Source organism: Lactonifactor sp. BIOML-A5, from assembly GCF_009677585.1.
Taxonomy (GTDB): domain Bacteria; phylum Bacillota; class Clostridia; order Lachnospirales; family Lachnospiraceae; genus Lactonifactor.
In genome coordinates this window covers 111,311-129,170 of the sequence record NZ_WKYV01000005.1, presented here as the reverse complement: position 1 = coordinate 129,170, position 17,860 = coordinate 111,311, and the positions used below count along the sequence as shown (strand labels likewise).

General features: G+C 47.4%; 11 protein-coding genes. All 11 read right to left on the bottom strand.

Going from position 1 to position 17,860, the window contains the following annotated elements; genetic code table 11:
- Positions 1-19: 19 nt before the first annotated feature.
- Entirely contained in the window at positions 20-2,404 is a 2,385-nt protein-coding gene (locus GKG41_RS05330; RefSeq protein ID WP_154257529.1) for a M13-type metalloendopeptidase, read from the bottom strand.
- A gap of 122 nt (positions 2,405-2,526) precedes the next feature.
- The gene (locus tag GKG41_RS05325; protein WP_154257528.1) at positions 2,527-3,480 is read right to left on the bottom strand and encodes a carbohydrate kinase; all 954 of its coding nucleotides are present in this window, start codon (positions 3,478-3,480) and stop codon (positions 2,527-2,529) included.
- 91 nt (positions 3,481-3,571) lie between these two features.
- Complete coding sequence (locus GKG41_RS05320) at positions 3,572-4,351, bottom strand: hypothetical protein (RefSeq protein ID WP_154257527.1); 780 nt, start codon at positions 4,349-4,351, stop codon at positions 3,572-3,574.
- Positions 4,341-4,826, bottom strand: coding sequence for an RNA polymerase sigma factor (locus GKG41_RS05315; protein ID WP_256280984.1), 486 nt, complete (start codon positions 4,824-4,826; stop codon positions 4,341-4,343). The genes GKG41_RS05320 and GKG41_RS05315 overlap by 11 nt, the downstream gene beginning before the upstream one ends.
- Before the next feature lie 137 nt (positions 4,827-4,963).
- Positions 4,964-5,317, bottom strand: a complete 354-nt coding sequence (locus GKG41_RS05310) for a hypothetical protein (protein ID WP_154257526.1) — start codon at positions 5,315-5,317, stop codon at positions 4,964-4,966.
- An 89-nt stretch (positions 5,318-5,406) separates the two neighbouring features.
- On the bottom strand, positions 5,407-11,484 hold the full coding sequence (locus tag GKG41_RS05305) for a bacterial Ig-like domain-containing protein (protein ID WP_154257525.1): 6,078 nt from the start codon (positions 11,482-11,484) through the stop codon (positions 5,407-5,409).
- A 203-nt stretch (positions 11,485-11,687) separates the two neighbouring features.
- Complete coding sequence (locus GKG41_RS05300; RefSeq protein ID WP_173015523.1) at positions 11,688-12,956, bottom strand: uroporphyrinogen decarboxylase family protein; 1,269 nt, start codon at positions 12,954-12,956, stop codon at positions 11,688-11,690.
- A gap of 43 nt (positions 12,957-12,999) precedes the next feature.
- Entirely contained in the window at positions 13,000-14,517 is a 1,518-nt protein-coding gene (locus tag GKG41_RS05295) for a sugar ABC transporter ATP-binding protein (RefSeq protein ID WP_154257523.1), read from the bottom strand.
- 81 nt (positions 14,518-14,598) lie between these two features.
- Positions 14,599-15,678, bottom strand: coding sequence for a substrate-binding domain-containing protein (locus GKG41_RS05290; protein ID WP_173015521.1), 1,080 nt, complete (start codon positions 15,676-15,678; stop codon positions 14,599-14,601).
- 45 nt (positions 15,679-15,723) lie between these two features.
- On the bottom strand, positions 15,724-16,704 hold the full coding sequence (locus tag GKG41_RS05285) for an ABC transporter permease (protein WP_154257521.1): 981 nt from the start codon (positions 16,702-16,704) through the stop codon (positions 15,724-15,726).
- Between the two features lie 121 nt (positions 16,705-16,825).
- Positions 16,826-17,857, bottom strand: a complete 1,032-nt coding sequence (locus tag GKG41_RS05280) for a LacI family DNA-binding transcriptional regulator (RefSeq protein WP_154257520.1) — start codon at positions 17,855-17,857, stop codon at positions 16,826-16,828.
- Positions 17,858-17,860: the final 3 nt, after the last annotated feature.

Sequence of the window (17,860 nt, the reverse complement as noted above, 5' to 3'; positions counted from 1 at the left end):
CTGACAGATTCTTATTTTACTACCATATTTTTATACGGTCTTGTTCAGGTATATACATTCCATCTCCCTCTTGGATTCCATAAGTATCATAGAACTCCTGAAAATTGGCCAGCACTTTGTTGCACCTGAGATTATTGGGTGCATGGAAGTCATTTTCCGCCAACTCTTTCAGTGTACTGTAATCTGCCACTCTCACCCACTGAGCCGCATAGCTGCGGAAAAATGCGTCATAATCCGGATTTTCCATATGAGACAGAATCTCTAATCCGCATGCAATCCCCCCAATATCAGCAATATTTTCGCTAAGGGTCTCCTGCCCGTTTACTTTGACGCCAGGTACCGCCTCATATCCCTCATAGAATGACACTGTACGTTTACATAACGCCTGAAAATGGCTGTAATCCTCATCTGTCCACCAGTTTCTTATATTCCCCTGTGCATCATACTGTGACCCACCGTCATCAAACATGTGGGTAATTTCGTGGGCAATGGTGCTGCCGATGGAGCCAAGGTTCTCCTCAAAGGAATTGTTTTTATCGTAAAACGGCGCCTGCAAGATGCCAGCCGGGAAGATGATGGTATTTGTATTTCTGCTGGCTGCGGCATTAACCGTATAGGCAGCCAGAGGAAAGCGTCTGGGATCCACGGGCTTTTGCAGGTCCTCCGCCTGACGCTTCCATTTTGCGGCCTCAGTAGCAGCTACATTTGCAAAATAGCTCCCGCCCTCATCACCGGCGGCGATCACTGCATCATTGAAAATCCATTCATCCGGATATCCGATAAGCACAGTAATGGAATCCAGTTTTCTGATAGCCTCTTCCTTTGTACTGTCTTCCATCCAATCCAGGCGTTTTATCCTGTCCTTAAAGGTATCTGTCAGCAAGTTAACCATTTCTTCAACCCCGGCCTTTGCTTCTTCGGGAAAATAACGTTTTGTATAAAGCCGTCCCAGTTCATCTGAAAGGAAGTTCTGCACAGCAATATCTGCCGATGTAACACCGCCGGTACCGAACTTCTCCGCTAAATCCTCGCTCAGATAGGAGCTGTATCCCGTAAGCAGCGCCATTTTTTCTATAGCCTTAAACAATTCAAGATTCTCCTCTGTAAACCATTTGGAATAAGCCTCAAATTGAGTATCGTCAAATACTATCATCTTTACATCGGAGGGAAGTCCAATGGCATCCAGTAATTCGGAGACTTTTGCCTCAGGCATCATCTCATCCAGCGTATCCGGCGTATAATAGTTCGGATCTTTTATTTTCCCTGATACATCCTGCTCTTCCATATGGTCAGCCAAGTCCTTCTCAAGAAGCAGAATACCATCCGCATGCCGTTCTGCGTCCGGCTGGCTCTCACCGGCTGCCAACAGCTGCTCCACAAGGAATGCACGATATTCTTTATATGCTTCCCCATCAGGGTTTTCGTAATCATTCTTCACCAATCCGGGAACCTGCGTCATCAGCTGCAGGACTCTTCTGCTACTGTCCTTCGTATCGGTAACTGGTATCCCGGGGAGTAAACCATTGGCCAAGTTTCCCAGCTCCTGAACCGATAAGGCAATGGCAGCATTTAATTCTGAAAATGTGCCGGCCTTTTCCACCGCATCCAGGTATTTCCTCAGGGGTCCTATCCCAGCCCTGCTGCGGGCCTCTGTATCTTCAAAGTTCTTATACAGGTCACGTATCTTTTGCTCAGGGCTCCCCTTGGTATAATCTTCCCCGCTGTTTACGATTTCAAGAATCAGCTCCTTGAGCTGCGCGTCCGTATTGGCTGCTACAGCGCTTGAGCCCCCTGCGGTGTCCATGCCTTCCGGTATCTCAAGCGTATTGAGCTGCTGTCGGTTCACCGCTGTATAGAAGTCATCTTTCTCATTTGTGCCAAAGAATGCAAAAAATCTTGCGGCGATAATCCGGGCATCTTTCATAGTGGCCGGCTCCTCTAAAATACCGCTTTTGGCGGATCCCCCCTCTTTTTCTCCATCTGACGTATTTACCAGGTCGGAAGCAGCCAAAATCCCACTGTCCGCCAGATTCTGCAAGTCTGCCTGTGCCCACTTAGGTATGTCTGTCAGATCAGGCGCTGGGGCTGCTATCCTTTTTGGGTACCCCTCCGGAGCCGGAAGCCTGCCAAACGCGCGGCTGGCAAGCACAAGCATCTGCAGCCTGGTGGCCTTCTGAGATCCTTCTAAACCCTCGAGCACTCCTGCCCGTTCTGTGGAGGAGGCATAACCCTCTGCAGCCTTCATAAAATAATCCGCAAGCTCCTCTACTGTTGAAGGTTCGTTACTCTCTGCTGCGTTAGAAGTATCCGGACCAGATTTATTTCCCCCCGGTTCAGTGCAACCGGCAAGTGATACTCCTATAAGAAGTATAGCCATAATTTTCTTTATTTTTCTATAATTCATGGTATTTCCCTTTCCGAAACTGTTGTGATGCATTCTCTTGTTCCAGGAAGAATAATACCATATGCAATGTTAGATTATCGTTAGTTTCCCTGAGGGATGAAAATTATCTAAAAAGAATTTGTTTATGCCTGTACCAGCGCCTTCACTTCCTCCCTGGAAGGCATCGCACGAATTGCTCCCTTTCTTGTGGTGACAATGGACGCGGCCGCATTGGCAAAGGATAGCATCTCTTCCAGCTGCCTCTCACCCAGATCATCCAGTCCGTGTTCCAGAACATATCCCAAGACACAGGCACAAAACGTATCTCCGGCCCCGGTGGTATCTACTGTATGATCCGATATGAATGGTTTGCCATACACCTTTTTTCCGTTGCAGTACCCGATGCTTCCCTCCTTTCCCAGAGTGACATTCATAAGTTTCGGTGCTGCATACCTTCGTATTTCTTCGATCCCTTCATCGTATGACGATTTTCCCGTGAGCCACTGGATCTCATTATCCGCAATTTTTAAGATATCACAGTTCTTAATCCCATACCAGACTGCTTCCTTTGCTGCCTCCTCTGAACTCCACAGGGGAGCGCGGTAATTGGGATCAAAGGAAATCAGGGACTTTGCCTTTTTGGCCCAGGACAGAGCTGTTTTTGTTGCCTCTGCCGCCGGTTCATCTGTTAAGGATAATGTCCCAAAGTGAAAGATTCTGGAGTTTTCGATAAGCTCTTTTGAGAGTTCTTCTGCCTTCAGCATAATATCCGCTCCAGGTTTTCTGTAAAACGAGAAATCTCTGTCTCCGTCCTCCTTGTGATGTACCAGGGCCAGAGTTGTCTTTACCTCCTTGTCGTAGAGCAGGCCTTCTGCCGATATACCGGTCTCCTGAATTACACCCCCCAGCATTCTTCCAAAAAAATCATCTCCTACCTTGCCTATAAAAGCAGTCTTATAGCCCAGCTTCTCCAGCATAGAAAGCACATTACAGGGTGCACCCCCGGGATTCGCCTCAAATACCGGATTTCCCTGGTCACTGATGCCATTTTGAATAAAGTCAATCAATAATTCCCCCAATGCGGTTACGTCGTACATTTTCCCAGTCTCCTTTCAGGATATCTTTTATTAATCATTTTATCTAAGTAACTTTATTATTGTTTATCATTTCGGAAAAGTCAATAGTTTTTTACTCATGCTCCCCATTATGATGTCTGTTCCGGTGCTTTTCATCCGAACTGCTGCTGTCATCGTCATTTTCCCTGTGTTCCTCCCCGTTCTGGTGGCTCCCATCCTGTTCGTGTTCTTTAATCTGGTGGTGTATATCGGACATGGTCATATCCTTGCAGTCCTCCACGGTAACTGTCTCATCGTATTGGGAAAGCTTCAGATAGGCTGAATATTTCCCCAGAGATACCCCATGGTGGTGAGCCTCTGTCACCGTACCAAGGTCTGCACTGATGCTCTCCCCGCCGTGTTCCATGCAGCCGGAACAGTTTTCTATCCCCGTGCGAAGCTCACGCTTTTTTTGCCGGTTCTTTGCGGCAACCGTAAATACCAGATCGGATTCCGAGGTCAGATAGGCGCTCTTATCTGCGCTGTCCAGAATCAAGTCAATGGCTTCTGTGTATTTCTTTCCTTTTACCGCCAAACCCTCAAGGATGACCTCCCCATCCTCATTGTAAGCGGTAGCGGAGACTACCCGGTCAAGACGGTTCAGCGCAAGCTCAACGGAAGGGTTCACGTCAATGCTTACATAGGAGACAGGTGTCCCCATGACAGAATATCCGCCTATGCCGGCCAGAAGCATCAGCATTACGCAGACTGCGGCGATTGTCCGGTACACTGCAGGGCGTAAGAAATGCGCTGTTCTTTTCCGCCGCTCTGCCTGCAGAAACTCTACGGTAGATTGTTTCAGTTCCTCACTCGCTTTTACAGATTCAAACATATCATGGATTCTATTCGCCAAATTCTTCACCTCCCAGCTTTTCCCTCAGAAGTCCTCTTCCCCTTGATAATAAAGAATAAATGGTGTTTTCCTTTTTTCCCAGGATCGTACTGATTTCAGCCGCCGAGTATCCTTCAAAATAGTGCAGATAGATGACGTCCTTATATTTACCCGGCAGTGTCAATACAGCCTCAAATACTTCTTTCTCCCCATCCAGGGGGTATACGGCAGTTTCATTCATCGCATCCAGGGGAACTGTCCTCTGGCGGAAAAAACTTTTCAGAAAATCCTTACAGGCATTTACCGCAACCCGGATAATCCATGCCTTTTTATGTTCCTCATCCTGAAACTCCATATCGCTTAGCATATACTTTAAGAATACATTCTGAAATATATCCTCCGTATCCGCCTTGTTTTTCAGATGATAGAAACAGATGCGCTGAACCATATCTGCATATGCTTCCACTGCTCTGTTTACATCATGTTCACTCCTCACTCACGCACCTCCCCCGGTATTCTTATATGTAGTATACCGCAGCAGCGGCTGCTTTGACAGACTTTTCATCTTATCTTTGCCGGGTACGGCAACAGGCAGCGGTCGCTTGTGACCGCTGCCCTATACCGGATATTTTTTTATTTATGATGATTTCCATGCCCGTGACCGGAAGAATGATGAGTCCCAAAAGAGTGATGAGTGCCCGCAGAGGTACCGCTTCTCTTACATGTGTTATGGCCGCTAGAATTATGGTGTGCCTCTCCATCTGTTTCTTTATTCAGGCAGTTGTCGCACACACCATCCTGGTTCTCATCTGCATACTCTGTACAGCGCTGATTACAGGTATCACAGATACCATCCCCGTTCGTATCCGCATATTCGCATGGGATCCCTTGGTTCTCTCCAGTCATATTGATATCAGCACCAAATACAACCGTGCCCATTGTAAATACAAGTGCTGCGGCTGCCCCTAACGTTATCAGTTTCTTCATGATAGATTCCCTCCTAAATGTGTTTTATATTTTGTTTTATATAAGTAACACGATTGAGGAGACCAAATCCTTGCATATAATTTTATTTTTTATTTTGTTCTTGTCCAAACTCCTGAGTCATTTACATAATATTTGCCGATCCAGGTATTCGAAGCCATTCCCCCATTCTCTCTCAAGTAATACCATTTCCCGGATATGTTCACCCATCCGACAGCCATGGCGCCATTATTATTCAGGTAATACCAGGTCCTGCCGTCCTTTACCCAGCCTGTCTGCATCGCTCCGCTCTTATTCAGGTAGTACCAGGTCTTTTCGATCTGTACCCAGCCCGTCTGCATCGCTCCGCTCCTGCTCATGTAATACCAGGTGGTTCCTACCTGTACCCAGCCGGCTGCCATGGAGCCGCTGCTCTTCAGATAGTACCAGGTGGTTCCATCCAGCAGCCATCCGGTCTGCATAATACCGTCTTTATCACAGTAATACCAGTTCTGTCCGTCCTGCACCCAGCCTGTCATACGGTAGCCGTACCGGTCAAAATAATACCACTTGTCTGCAATCAGCTTCCAGCAGGACTTGGGATAGGTTCCGTCTCCATTGTTATACCACCAGCCGTTCCGGTCCTCTTCCCAGTGAGGTACATTCACCGGTTCTTCTTCTGCCACAATCATGTACTCTGCAGTCATATCCTCATAGGTCACAGTTACGTAGTAGATTCCAGCTTCCGTAAGTTCCGGTACCGTTACCTGATAGCTGCCCGCTGTCAGTTCTGTATAGGTGCCGTCAGAATAGTGTGCATATACAGCAAGTCCTTCCGTATCCACGGTTTCCCCTGTCTTATACTCGGCCTTCTCCGGCGGTGTCAGGACAATCTTTGCCAGTACCGGCGCTTCCACTTCTTCTGTTACATTTACCGTAAAGTCTGCCGTCATCTCCTGATACGTAACGGTAATGGTCTTTTCTCCTGCCTCTGCAGAGTCAAAGCCGTCCACGGTGTACTCTTCCGGAGCAATTTCCTCTTTTACATGATTACTGTATACTGCATTGACAACCATACCTGTGGGGTCAAAGGCCTCACCCGTAAGATAATCTGTCTTATCCGGTACGATTACTTCGATTCCGGTCAGAATTTTTTCCTTCACCTGTATGGTAAACTCAGCGGTCTGATCCTGGTAGGTAACCATTACCTTCTTTTCTCCCGGTTTGCAGGTATCCACTTCTGAGACTGCGTATTCTTCTACCGCTTCACTGTCTCCATTGGAATACTCTGCTGTCACTTCCATTCCTGTGCTGTCAAAAGGCTCTCCCACTTCATATTCCGTCTTGGCGGGTGGAACCACTGTAATTCCGGTTAATACTCTTTCCTTTACAGTCACTTTAAAGTCTGCGGTCTTTGTAAGTTCACCCTCTGTGTAGCTGACGGTGACTGTCTTTTCCCCGGCAGTCTCAGAATCAAATCCGCTTGTCTCATACTCCGTAACCTGAGCGCTGCTTCCATCGCTGTAATGTGCGGTTACGGTCAGTCCTGCAAGATCCAGTTCCTCGCCGATTTCATACTCTGTCTTCTCCAGGCCGTCCAGTGTGATGCTGTCTAACAGTATCGGATCATTCTCTACGAATTCGGCCGTAACCGTCACATCCTCACCCGGCATGCTGAACTGGGTGGAGGCATCACTGACGGCAACACCGTCCGGCTGGGACGCTGATGTATACCGCAGAGTACCTGCTGCATAATGGTATCCTTCGTCCGCCTGCACTTTTAGGGTTACCGGCTGATTCTTCTGGGCTTTTGCAAAATCAGAAGTAATCTTCCCGCCCGGAGTATCACCGATGTTTATGTTGTATTCGGAAACAGTCATATTCTGACTGAACGTTACTTCTAGTGTTGCATCATAATTTAAATTCTCAAACGTATAACTGCTGCGCTGCCCATAGTCTGCACCATTTACCAGCACTTTTTCCACACCGTATCCATCTTCGGGATGGAAATCAAATCTTTGGCTGTCACCATAAGGCACAGTTATCGTACCATCTTCTGCAATCTCACCATTTTCTGCCGTCACAGTACCACCCTGGCCTGCTGTCACAGTAATGGTCCTGGTAAGTGTTTTTGCTTCTTTGCATAATACCATTTTATAAATTGTAGATCTGGCGTTATGATTGGCGGCGATATCTTCCTCTTCTGCCACCAGCTCAATCAGTCCCTCCTCCACGGTAACCGGAACAGAACAAATCTTTTTCCTGCCATCCGAGTTGGAAAGGGTAATACTCTCCTGCTTCTCACCGTTGACATACAGACTGTACCGGGTGTCGGCATTGTTAGAATAGGTAATATCCATCTGCTTTGCGAAATAAGGATTCTCCACAAACAGCTTAATTCCGTTTGCCGGACAGGCCACATCATTTTGTATCTTAATGGTATCCCCATCCGCCAGGGTAACTCCGGTATCTGCATACATGATTTTAAAGGTTCCGGAATCCCAGTTGGAGCCGGAACTGCCGTGAAGCGCAATGTCAGATGTTTTGCTGTTATTCACATACACACCCAGTTTATGCTCCGGGGCCGTGTAGCCCTTGTCATAAGCAAACCATGCCTTACCTGTGGGAAGGTTGGAGAATTGTACCCATGCTGTGGGGATAGCCGTATGGCCGAAGAAGAAGCAATCCATACCATATCCCGGAAGAGGGCCTGTTGCACCACTGGCGCTGGCGTGTTCCGTATCGTTTACATAATACCCCTTGCCCAGGGCAATGCGGTCTCCTTCATTGCCAAAGCCCGAAATCTCTGAAGCAGTGCCTTTCATATCTGATTTGGCATCGCTTCTAAAGGCCATCATATCCTTAGTGTTAATAATAATATCGTCCTGTGACGGCTCAGGCGTGGCACTGAAACGGAAGTAATCCAGATTATAGCCTCCGCGGTACACAAAGTAGATGTCACGGGTACCGCCTTCTCCCAAATCCACTGGAATGGTTACGGTTGTAAATGTCCCCCATCCTCCGGTTCCGGGCAAGTTGGCCTCACCCAACAGCTCTCCGTCTGGAGCACCTCCATGGATTTCCAGCATTGCTCCTGCTCCGCTGGCGGCATAAGTTACCTCTACAGAATTACAGACAACTGTTTTGGAAAATGGCAGCTGCTTAAACAGGGCATATCCCCCTTCCTCCGTATAACCAACTATGGAACCCGTGCTGGAGCCTGCCTGAGGCGTCACCCGACTCTTATACAGCTGGTCTGCATCCGCGAACAATGTATTGGATAATGGATCCGGCAATGGGCTTCCCACCTGTACTGCCATGGTAGGAATACTTTCATTTAAATGACGGTCTACTGCTGTAACGCGGTAATAGCTGGTTTTCTCGCTTAACCTTGTTCCGTTAAAATCTGTACTCACATCTTTGAAGGAGGTTGTTCCTTTTTCAACATAGGTAACATACGTAGCTCCCGATGGTGTAAAATCAGGGGTATCGCCGCGGTAGATTTTATACCAGAACACATCCCCTCCTGCGTCATTCCACACTACGTTTCCGTCTTCCTCTGCGATATTTGAGGGTGCGCGCAATACACTGGCACTGTCCCCGTCTGTATACACTGTACAAACAGCATTCAGCCCTTCTTCACCGGCAGTGGCCGGCCAAACTTCTGCGTTTGTGCCGTCTGAAACCGAGATGAAATATTCGATTCCGCTGTCCGCAAATCCACTGGTGGGAACATTGGCTGCGAAGGTTCCCTTCACCCGATGTTCCATTGGAATTTCGGCAAAGGATTCCCCGGATCCCATAGCACGGTAGTGGATCGCCGCACTGAGTTCATCATAGTTTCTCTCGTCTAATATGCGTACTTTAAGCGCCATATCCTGTCCTGCACGTACAGAGGTGGGGGGAGATACTACAATCGGTTTCGGTGCTGTCTGATCGGCAGCACCAGCCTCACAGGTCTGTGGGATAGAGGCTTCACCCTCTCCCTCTTCTGTCACCGCCGTAACTGTGTAGGCTGCTTCCCCATCGTATGTATCTGTAAATTCTCTTACGTCTCCTCCCAGTGGATTCTCTGTAATCTTTTCCCCGTCACGGTACACAAGGAATCCCTCTGCGGAATCCGCTTCATAAGTCCAGGTAAGTGCTGCGCCGTCTGTGGTTCCTCTGGCTGTCACGTTCATAGGAGCTTTAATAGCCTGTTCATTTCTCAGGCTTGTCTCTCTTCCCACATAGCGGAGCTGGACAAAACGGTTCTGGGAACTCTGTACATTACCCAGAGAGGAAATATCATCTACTCGGTTTGTAAATGACTGGGCCCAAACAGAAAAATCATCCTGCAGGTTCTCCCACGGAGTGCTGTTAAAGCTCTGATCCAATTTACAGTAATATTGTGCGCAGACCAGACGGCTGCGAAGCTTCTCCAGGCGCTCAATACAACCGCGGTCAGATGACCCGGCAATTGCAGCGTCAACACGGTCAATCATCCCCTGTACTTTTTCAACATCAGCGGATCGGTCTCCATTGGTAAATCCGGGAGTAGACCTGCATTCAGACCAGAGAGTAGGAACAACCGTTTTTTCATCTGCATAAATAAGCTTTGTCATGTCATCTGCCGCACTGTCCCCATAACATTTCTCTGCATACTCCCTGTATACACTCTCCTCTGTACCATATCTCTCTTCCCGATCCCAGGGCGCCTTGGCTACATAAGAGATTTTAGCATCCACACCGTCTGTCAGACGCCAGGTCAGGGTAAACATACCCTGCATACTATCTTTATTCTCCTGATAGCTCGCAATGGTCTGATCCAGTCCCATATTAAAAGGATAGAAATAAACGGAAGAGTCAAAGTCACGTTCCACCCAGGGGCCACCCCAGAATTCCTTATTCCCGCCGTATACCTTTTCACCATTTACAAAACCTGCTGAATAGTCTGCAATGGGGGCGACAATTACGTCATCCGGAACATAGGCCGCAATATCCGCACGTACACCCCATCCGGAGATAGCCAGCTGAGTCTCAGGCTGCCCTTCCTTCATGGCGCTGTAAAAGCCATTAAAGCACTCTTTCCAGTAATTCAGCGTGCTTTCCGACTGTCCCACATTTTCACTTAAATAGAGAAGCAGTACATCCAGATCCTTATAATCTTCCATGATCTGATCCGTCCGGGCCTTTATAACTCCCGGATCTTTTGCCTCTGCGCCGTAGCCCTCCGGAATCAGGTTAATGTCAAGCCCCAGCCCCATCTTCACGCCTCTGGTGTGAGCATAATTGATTACCATCTGAAACTGAGAAGAACCTTTGGCAAAGTTCTCTTCGTTGCTCAGATTATCATTATGAATGGCTGAGTCTGAGCCAAAGTCATAATCATCAAATAAGTCAGAAGCACCGAACAGATATTGGTTTACATCCCAGCCTGGTCCTCCCCAGGAATGGCCGGACTTGGCCGTGGGGTTCCAGTTCCGGGAGGTATATCCGTTATAAGTAAAGTTGTGGTACATCTCGTTATGTCCCAGTTCCCCGTTATAATTGTGGATATTCAGGAAATTCATCCGCATTCTGGCCATCTGGTCAATGATGTGCATCCAGTCCTCTGTAGAATAAACGGTGGCTGACTGTGGGAAATTTGTCCAGGGCAGAACACCTCTCATATACTGCCGGGGAGTCTTAGCCTCCTCCACCTCGGGCATATAGAGGGCTGTTTTCTCTTCAGGTATTACATCCCCTGAGAAATAAAAGCCGATCCCATAATAGTCATCCAACAGCCCATAGACCCCATAAAGAGCTCCTTCGTCATCGGTACCCCCGATATAAAGAGTGGAACCTGCCTTTTTCAGCACATATCCCTGCTCTCCTTCATGGCCTTCGGCACCTGTCCCGGCAATGGATTCCAGTTCTTCCTTCACTGCACCGATCTGGCTATTAGCCTCTAAAGTTCCAAGTACAAAGGCATTTGTCAGCTCCATGCCTTCCGTCTCCGTTACGATAGGTACGTGTGTACCGGAAAGCTGGTAGAGATACTTCTGCAGCTCTTTTGCCGCATAGTCCTGCATATCAGTGGCTGCTTTGCCCACCACGATTTGAAATCCCTGTTCGTCTCCAGGCTCTGCGGCAACTGACATAGGTGCCAGGGCCGTTAACGCAAGAACTGCCGTCAGCAGACAGCTGACTAATTTTTTACAGATTTTCAATTTTTCATCCTCCAATCTTATCCATATGTTAAGATAAACGGACAGTCATGTACTGCTGGCTGTCCCGTTCCTATTGCAGATGTCAAACTCACCCCCATTCTCATCTATAGTGTGCGTGCACACCAGGTATATAAAAAGAGACCGGCGCACAGGCAGTTCATAACCGCCGGGCGACAGCCCCTCCGGTGCTTCATGATAATGAGTTATTTCTTCTTATAATCATTAATCGCCTGGAACATAGCAAGTATGTTCTCAGCATTTGTAGCACTTTGGATATTATGTGTGGTATTGAATACAAAACCGCCTCCCTTGGCAAATAATTCAATACGCTCTGATACTTCTTTATATACTTCTTCCGGAGTGCCAAACGGCAGCGTATTCTGGGTATCTACTCCGCCTCCCCAAAATACAAATTTGTCACCCCATTCCTGTTTCAGTGTCTTCCCGTCCATTCCTTTGGCAGAAAGCTGTACCGGATTCAGGATATCAATGCCGGACTCATAAAAATCCTGCAGAAAGGTGCTGATGGCACCGCAAGTGTGGTAGAAGGTCTTCCAGTTGGTGTGCTCATGAATCCAGCCATTAATCTTCTGATAGTATGGTTTATAGAATTCCCGGTAGGAGTCCAGGGACATAAAAGGCCCAATTTGAGTGCCAAAATCTGTACCGGAGATGTATACTACCTGGATCTTATCCCCGCATGCCTGATAGATAAGTTCTGCATTTTTAATAGCATACTCCAGATGCATCTCAAATAGCTCATGTATGTATTCGGGGCAGATTGAATGTGCCATCATGAATTCCGGCAGATCTCGGATCCCTTTTGGATATTTTACATTGGGCCCCGGAACAATTGCAAAATCTCCAATAGAGGCCAGAGCACCGCTGGCTACTATCCCGTAACCGGTATTGTTGTAATAGTCATTACACTGGTTTTCCATAAAACGCAGCTGTTCATCTGTAATGACACTGAAATCGTCCTTAAAGTCTTCCCTTGCATTCAGGTTCTCATCGTCGCAGGTTGCTGTAGATCTGGTAATGTTGTCAAAGAAGAATCCGCCGTCGGGCATCATACCGGAAGGAGGTACACTGGTATCTCCCTGAGGGTAGAGATAAGTGCGCCCTTTCTCATCTTTTGTCGTGTTGAATTCCAGCGGAACATCCACTTCCAGGCCGTTAGGCATGGTAAAGGGCTTTCTCCCCGCATTGGAAAATCCGAACATATTCATATTTGTACTCACATCCACACAGTCCAGATGAAGAGTTTTTCTCAAGTCCTCTTCCACTTCCCCCAGCAGCTGCAGAGGTTCACAGATCTTCACCTTCCGCTCTTCCAGATTCAGCGCTTTCCTCAGATTGTGCAGGGCATTTGCATTAATACCAGTAATCGACGTAGAGCCCATATCCACGACTAATTGATCCGGTTCCTGATGATTTAAAGTCATATTTAATCTTTCTCTGCTTGTTGACATATCTCTCTTCTCCATTATTCTAAATTTTAAGAACCGACATTTTTTATGCCTCTTTCGCCTGGGACATATACTGCATCATACTTTCTTCTGACAGCTCTTCATGCCTAAGTTCCCCGGTTACTCTTCCTTCATATAAGGTAATGACCCTGTCGCACAGGCTCAGGTTTTCCTGCATCTCACTGGAAACCATAATAATGCTGGTTCCCTCCTCAGCCAGTTCATTGATGATCTGGTATATCTCATTTTTAGCTCCCACATCAATTCCCTGGGTCGGCTCGTCCAGAAACAGAATGTCTGGTTTTTCTACCAGCCAGCGTGCGAGAACTACCTTCTGCTGATTGCCCCCGGACAAGTTGATGATTTTCTGATTAATCCCAGCTGTCTTAATTCTCAGCTTTTCCACAAAATCCTCGGCAATCAGCCGCTCTTTGCGGCCGGTATTCAGCCGTGCCTTATTCAGAACCTTTCTTAAAAAAGCAATGCTGATGTTTTCCTTTACTGTAAACTTCAAAAAAAGGCTCTGCAGTTTTCTGCCCTCTGGGATCAGCGCCATTTTATGTGCAATGGCCTCGCTGGTATTTCTAAGAGGCACCTCTTTTCCATAAATGCGGATGGTCCCGCTATCTCTTTTGTCTGCTCCGAACAGGGCCTGCAGAATCTCACTCCGTCCGGCGCCCACCAGACCTGCGATTCCCAGAAGTTCTCCTTTATAGAGTCGGAAACTCACATCTTGGACCTTATTTCCCACGGTCAGATGTTCTACTTCCAGGGCAACCTCTTTGGCATCATAGTCGGTCTTATAATGATCCCTCACAAACCCACCTGTATATTTTCTGCCTACCATAAGGGATATCATATCATCAATTTCTGTCGTCTTGGTATCCAGTACCTGGATTAATTCCCCATCACGGAATACCGCGATCCGGTCACTGATACGCAGTACCTCATCCAGCTTATGGGAAATATAAAGCATAGTAATGCCCTTTTTACGCAGTGCTCTCATAATAGAAAGGAGAATATCCGCTTCTTTCGGCGTCAGGGAAGATGTGGGTTCATCCAGTATCAGAAACTTTGCATTCAGGGAAAGTGCCTTGGCGATCTCTACCTGCTGCTGCTGGGATACGTTGATGTCCCGGACCAGGGTCCTGGGATCCAGATGTTCCAGCCCTACCTCCGTCAGCATCTTTCTGCTGTCCTCGTACAGCTTTTTTCTGTCTACCAGTCCTGCTTTATTTCTGGGGAGTCTTCCTAAATAAATATTTTCTGCTACTGACAATGCATTGGAGAGGGACAATTCCTGATGGATCATGGCAATCCCTTTTTCCTGCGCATAGATCGGGTTCATCTGCTGCATGGATTCTCCGTCAAATACCAGCTTTCCCTGCGTAGGTTCGTAGCTGCCGGACAGAATATTCATCAGCGTGGACTTCCCCGCACCGTTTTCACCTACGATTGCCATAATCTCCCCCCTGCGTACCTGAAGGTTTATATCATGTAACGCTACCACGCCAGGGAATTTTTTGGTTATATGTTCAATCTGATATACGATCTGCTCACTCATTTTATACCCTTTCGTCCGGCAGCCTGTAAAAGGCTGCCTTCTTTTTATCAGTTATCTCAGCGGTAAAGCTGCAAAATCAATCTATTTTGCCAGTTCTCCCACGTTGTCCGGTGTATAGATATCCATCTTTGTATAGGCCGTACCCGTCACATCCGCTTTACCTGAAACAATCTCATTGTAGGCCAGGATAATGGGGTCGCATCCCTGTCCGAATGGATCCTGGGTAATCGTAGCTTTAATTACACCTTTTTCCAGATAGCTCACGATCTCATCTGTTGTGTCAAAGCATACCAGCTGTACCTGATCGGTCAGATTCAGTTCTTCAATTGCTTTGGCTGCGCCCTGAGGCCCCCCTGCGGTTACAACGATACCTTTTAAGTCTGGATTTGCAGTGATAAAGTCTTTGGTTGCTGTATAAGCCTCGTCCCCGGAGTCGTGATTTTCCACAGAACCTACGATTTCCATTCCACTGTGGTTTTTAATCTCATTCTCAAATCCCTGACGGCGGAGTTCATGGGCATTTACATTATAGTAACCAGTGATAACGCCTATCTTTCCGGAATCTTCCGTCAGCTCAGCCAGTTTCTTGGCAATCTCGCCGCCTGCGGCATAGAGGTCCTGCCCTACAAAAGCAGTACGTGTGGATTCCTTCTCTGTATCAGAGTTAAAGGTATATACCGGAATTCCTGCTTTGGTTGCCTTGTCAATAGCGGGAACAATGGTGTCAGCCACACCTACAGTTGTAATGGCGTCGTATCCCTTTACCACGCAGGTATCAATTGCCTCTGCGAAAGCCTGTCCGTCAAAATCATCAAATTCAATCACGTCCACCGTTACGTTCTGATCCGCCAGGAATTCTTTTGCCGCATCAATACCTTCTACTACTGTGTTCCAGAATGGGTTGTTGGAAACGGTAAGCGTTGCAATCTTAATCTCTTTGCCCTCACTGTTTGGCAGCGGGTCGTAGTTAAAGCCTTCCGGAATATCGCCCATAGGCTTCACATCACCGGCAGCCTCCCCTTTGTCTGTGTCAGCGGAGGCTTCTTCTGCGGTATCCTCCTTCGGAGCTTCCTCCTTTTTCTCCCCGCATGCAGCCATAGAACAGACTGCCAATGATGCTGCTAAAAATACCCCTGTAAATCTTTTCCAATTTTTTCTCATGTTGCTTCCTCCTTTACCTTTCTCCATTTAATTTATATGTACTCCTCAGACAGCTTTCCGGTTGGCCCTGATTCTATCGATGGTGACCGCAAAGATGATTACGAGACCAATCACGATGGACTGCCAGTAGGATGATACACTCAGTAACACAAATGCATTTTTCAGCACACCCATGATAGACGCTCCGATTAATGCTCCCCATATAGTTCCCTCACCGCCTGTCATGGAAACCCCTCCAATAACAACGGCCGCGATGGTATCAATGTCATATCCGGTCCCCAGCGTAGCATCGGCGCTGTAAAGATTTCCCGCAACTACAATCCCGCAGAAAGCGCAGAGCACACTTTGAATGACATAAACCAGACAGGTCATTTTCTTTACCTTAATCCCGGACAGGGCCGCTGCTCTGGGATTGTTGCCGATGGCATATATATTCCGCCCCGGCTGTGTGCACTGTGCAAAAATTGTTCCCAGAATAATAATCAGAAACATGAGTATTACACACATAGGCACAGGACCTACATACCCGCTTCCCAATACAGCCAAAGGAGAATCAAAATCAATGGGGCGTCCGCTGGTCAGAAGCATGGTGCATCCCGAGATAATCTTACCGGCTGCAAGAGTTACGATGAATGCGGGAAGGGCAAGCCTGGTCACCAACAGTCCGTTTACCATACCGATAACTGCTCCCAGAAGTAAAATTAATATCAGCACTGCAGGCCAGGGCAGGCCTGCATTGGTTGTCAGATAGGCTGCCATGGTAGCACAGAGCCCCACTGCATATCCCACAGACAAATCAATTCCGCCGGTGATAATAATCAGGGCCATCCCAACGGATATAATTCCATATCTGGAAATCTGGCTCAGTACATTGAAAATGTTGTTAAAGGTCATAAAGACCGGGCTTGCAAAGCTCATACCTATTATCAGTACCAGAAGTCCAATCAATACACTGAACTCCGCTCTGGAAGTCATCCGCTTCCAGAATCCATGGGTATCTGCGTTTCCCGCACTTTTAGTTTTCATATTTTTCCTCCGCTTAACTTGTATGATTGTTTTTGACTGTGTGCGAACACGGTCAGCGCCATTTTTTTCTCTTTACCATTTTTAAAACAGTAAAGAGAATTTTTAATCACTATCTGCTTATTTACAGATTATATTTTGTTGAAATGAAAACATGGGTATGTACTACACTTTTTTCCGGCTTCTGCCCGTACAGCAGATACTTTCCCATAATCTCCACGCCATTGTAGCCCTGCCGGAACGGCTCCTGGCATACAGTAGCAGATATCAGACCTTTCTCAATGTTTTCCCTTACAATATCTGTCAGGTCATAGGTGATTACCTTAATCTTGCGCTCAAGCTGCAATTCCTTCAAAGCACGGAGTCCTCCTGCCACACCGGCTGCTGCAAAGCATAGCCTGGTAATATCGGAAGATTCCTCCAGAAGTGCTTTCACCAGTTCATAGGATCTCTCATCATCATCGTTGTTCTCCAGAACAGCTTTTACAGATACATTAGGGAAATCCGACTTCAGGGTATCCTTAATACCCTTCAGGCGTATGTCCTGAGCCAATATCTGTCTGGATCCGATTACAATGGCTATCTGTTCCTTTAAGCCGTTGCTCATCATTCCCATCAACTCTCCCGCCACCTGACCGCTTGCCAGGTAATCACAGCCCACATAAGCTAACTTGCGCACATTGGGAATATCCGTATTGACAGTTACTACCTCTATTCCCTGCTGCTGCAGTTCCCGCAGTTTCTCTGCTACTTCCTCAGAGTTAATCGGCGTGAGAACCAGACCATTAATCCCCTGGCCTACCAGTTCCTCAATCTTCTGAATCTGTACCTGTGAATCAAAGCCTTTGATGTTCACCTGAATGCTTTCAATACCGAAGTGCTGCAGCTCTTCCAATGCATGATTCACTCCCTCAATGACCTTAAGGAAAAACGGGTTCCCTTCAGAGCAAAGGAGAACACCTATCTTTTTTGGCACATACCGCCTGGCCGCCAATGCTTTTGCCGCCGGATCCGGCTGATATCCCAGTTCATCTGCAATTTTCAGAATTTTCTGAGCTACCTCCGCATTGATACCAGGCCGATGGTTCAGGGCACGATCTACCGTCCCCCGGGACACATTTGCTACCTCTGCAATTTTTTTAATAGTTACCTTCATATT

Excerpts from the sequence above, each read along its gene's own strand:
- GKG41_RS05280 (WP_154257520.1), bottom strand. The coding sequence starts at position 17,857 with ATGAAGGTAACTATTAAAAAAATTGCAGAGGTAGCAAATGTGTCCCGG.
- GKG41_RS05285 (WP_154257521.1), bottom strand. The coding sequence starts at position 16,704 with ATGAAAACTAAAAGTGCGGGAAACGCAGATACCCATGGATTCTGGAAG.
- GKG41_RS05330 (WP_154257529.1), bottom strand. The coding sequence starts at position 2,404 with ATGAATTATAGAAAAATAAAGAAAATTATGGCTATACTTCTTATAGGA.
- GKG41_RS05300 (WP_173015523.1), bottom strand. The coding sequence starts at position 12,956 with ATGTCAACAAGCAGAGAAAGATTAAATATGACTTTAAATCATCAGGAA.
- GKG41_RS05295 (WP_154257523.1), bottom strand. The coding sequence starts at position 14,517 with ATGAGTGAGCAGATCGTATATCAGATTGAACATATAACCAAAAAATTC.
- GKG41_RS05310 (WP_154257526.1), bottom strand. The coding sequence starts at position 5,317 with ATGAAGAAACTGATAACGTTAGGGGCAGCCGCAGCACTTGTATTTACA.
- GKG41_RS05290 (WP_173015521.1), bottom strand. The coding sequence starts at position 15,678 with ATGAGAAAAAATTGGAAAAGATTTACAGGGGTATTTTTAGCAGCATCA.
- GKG41_RS05325 (WP_154257528.1), bottom strand. The coding sequence starts at position 3,480 with ATGTACGACGTAACCGCATTGGGGGAATTATTGATTGACTTTATTCAA.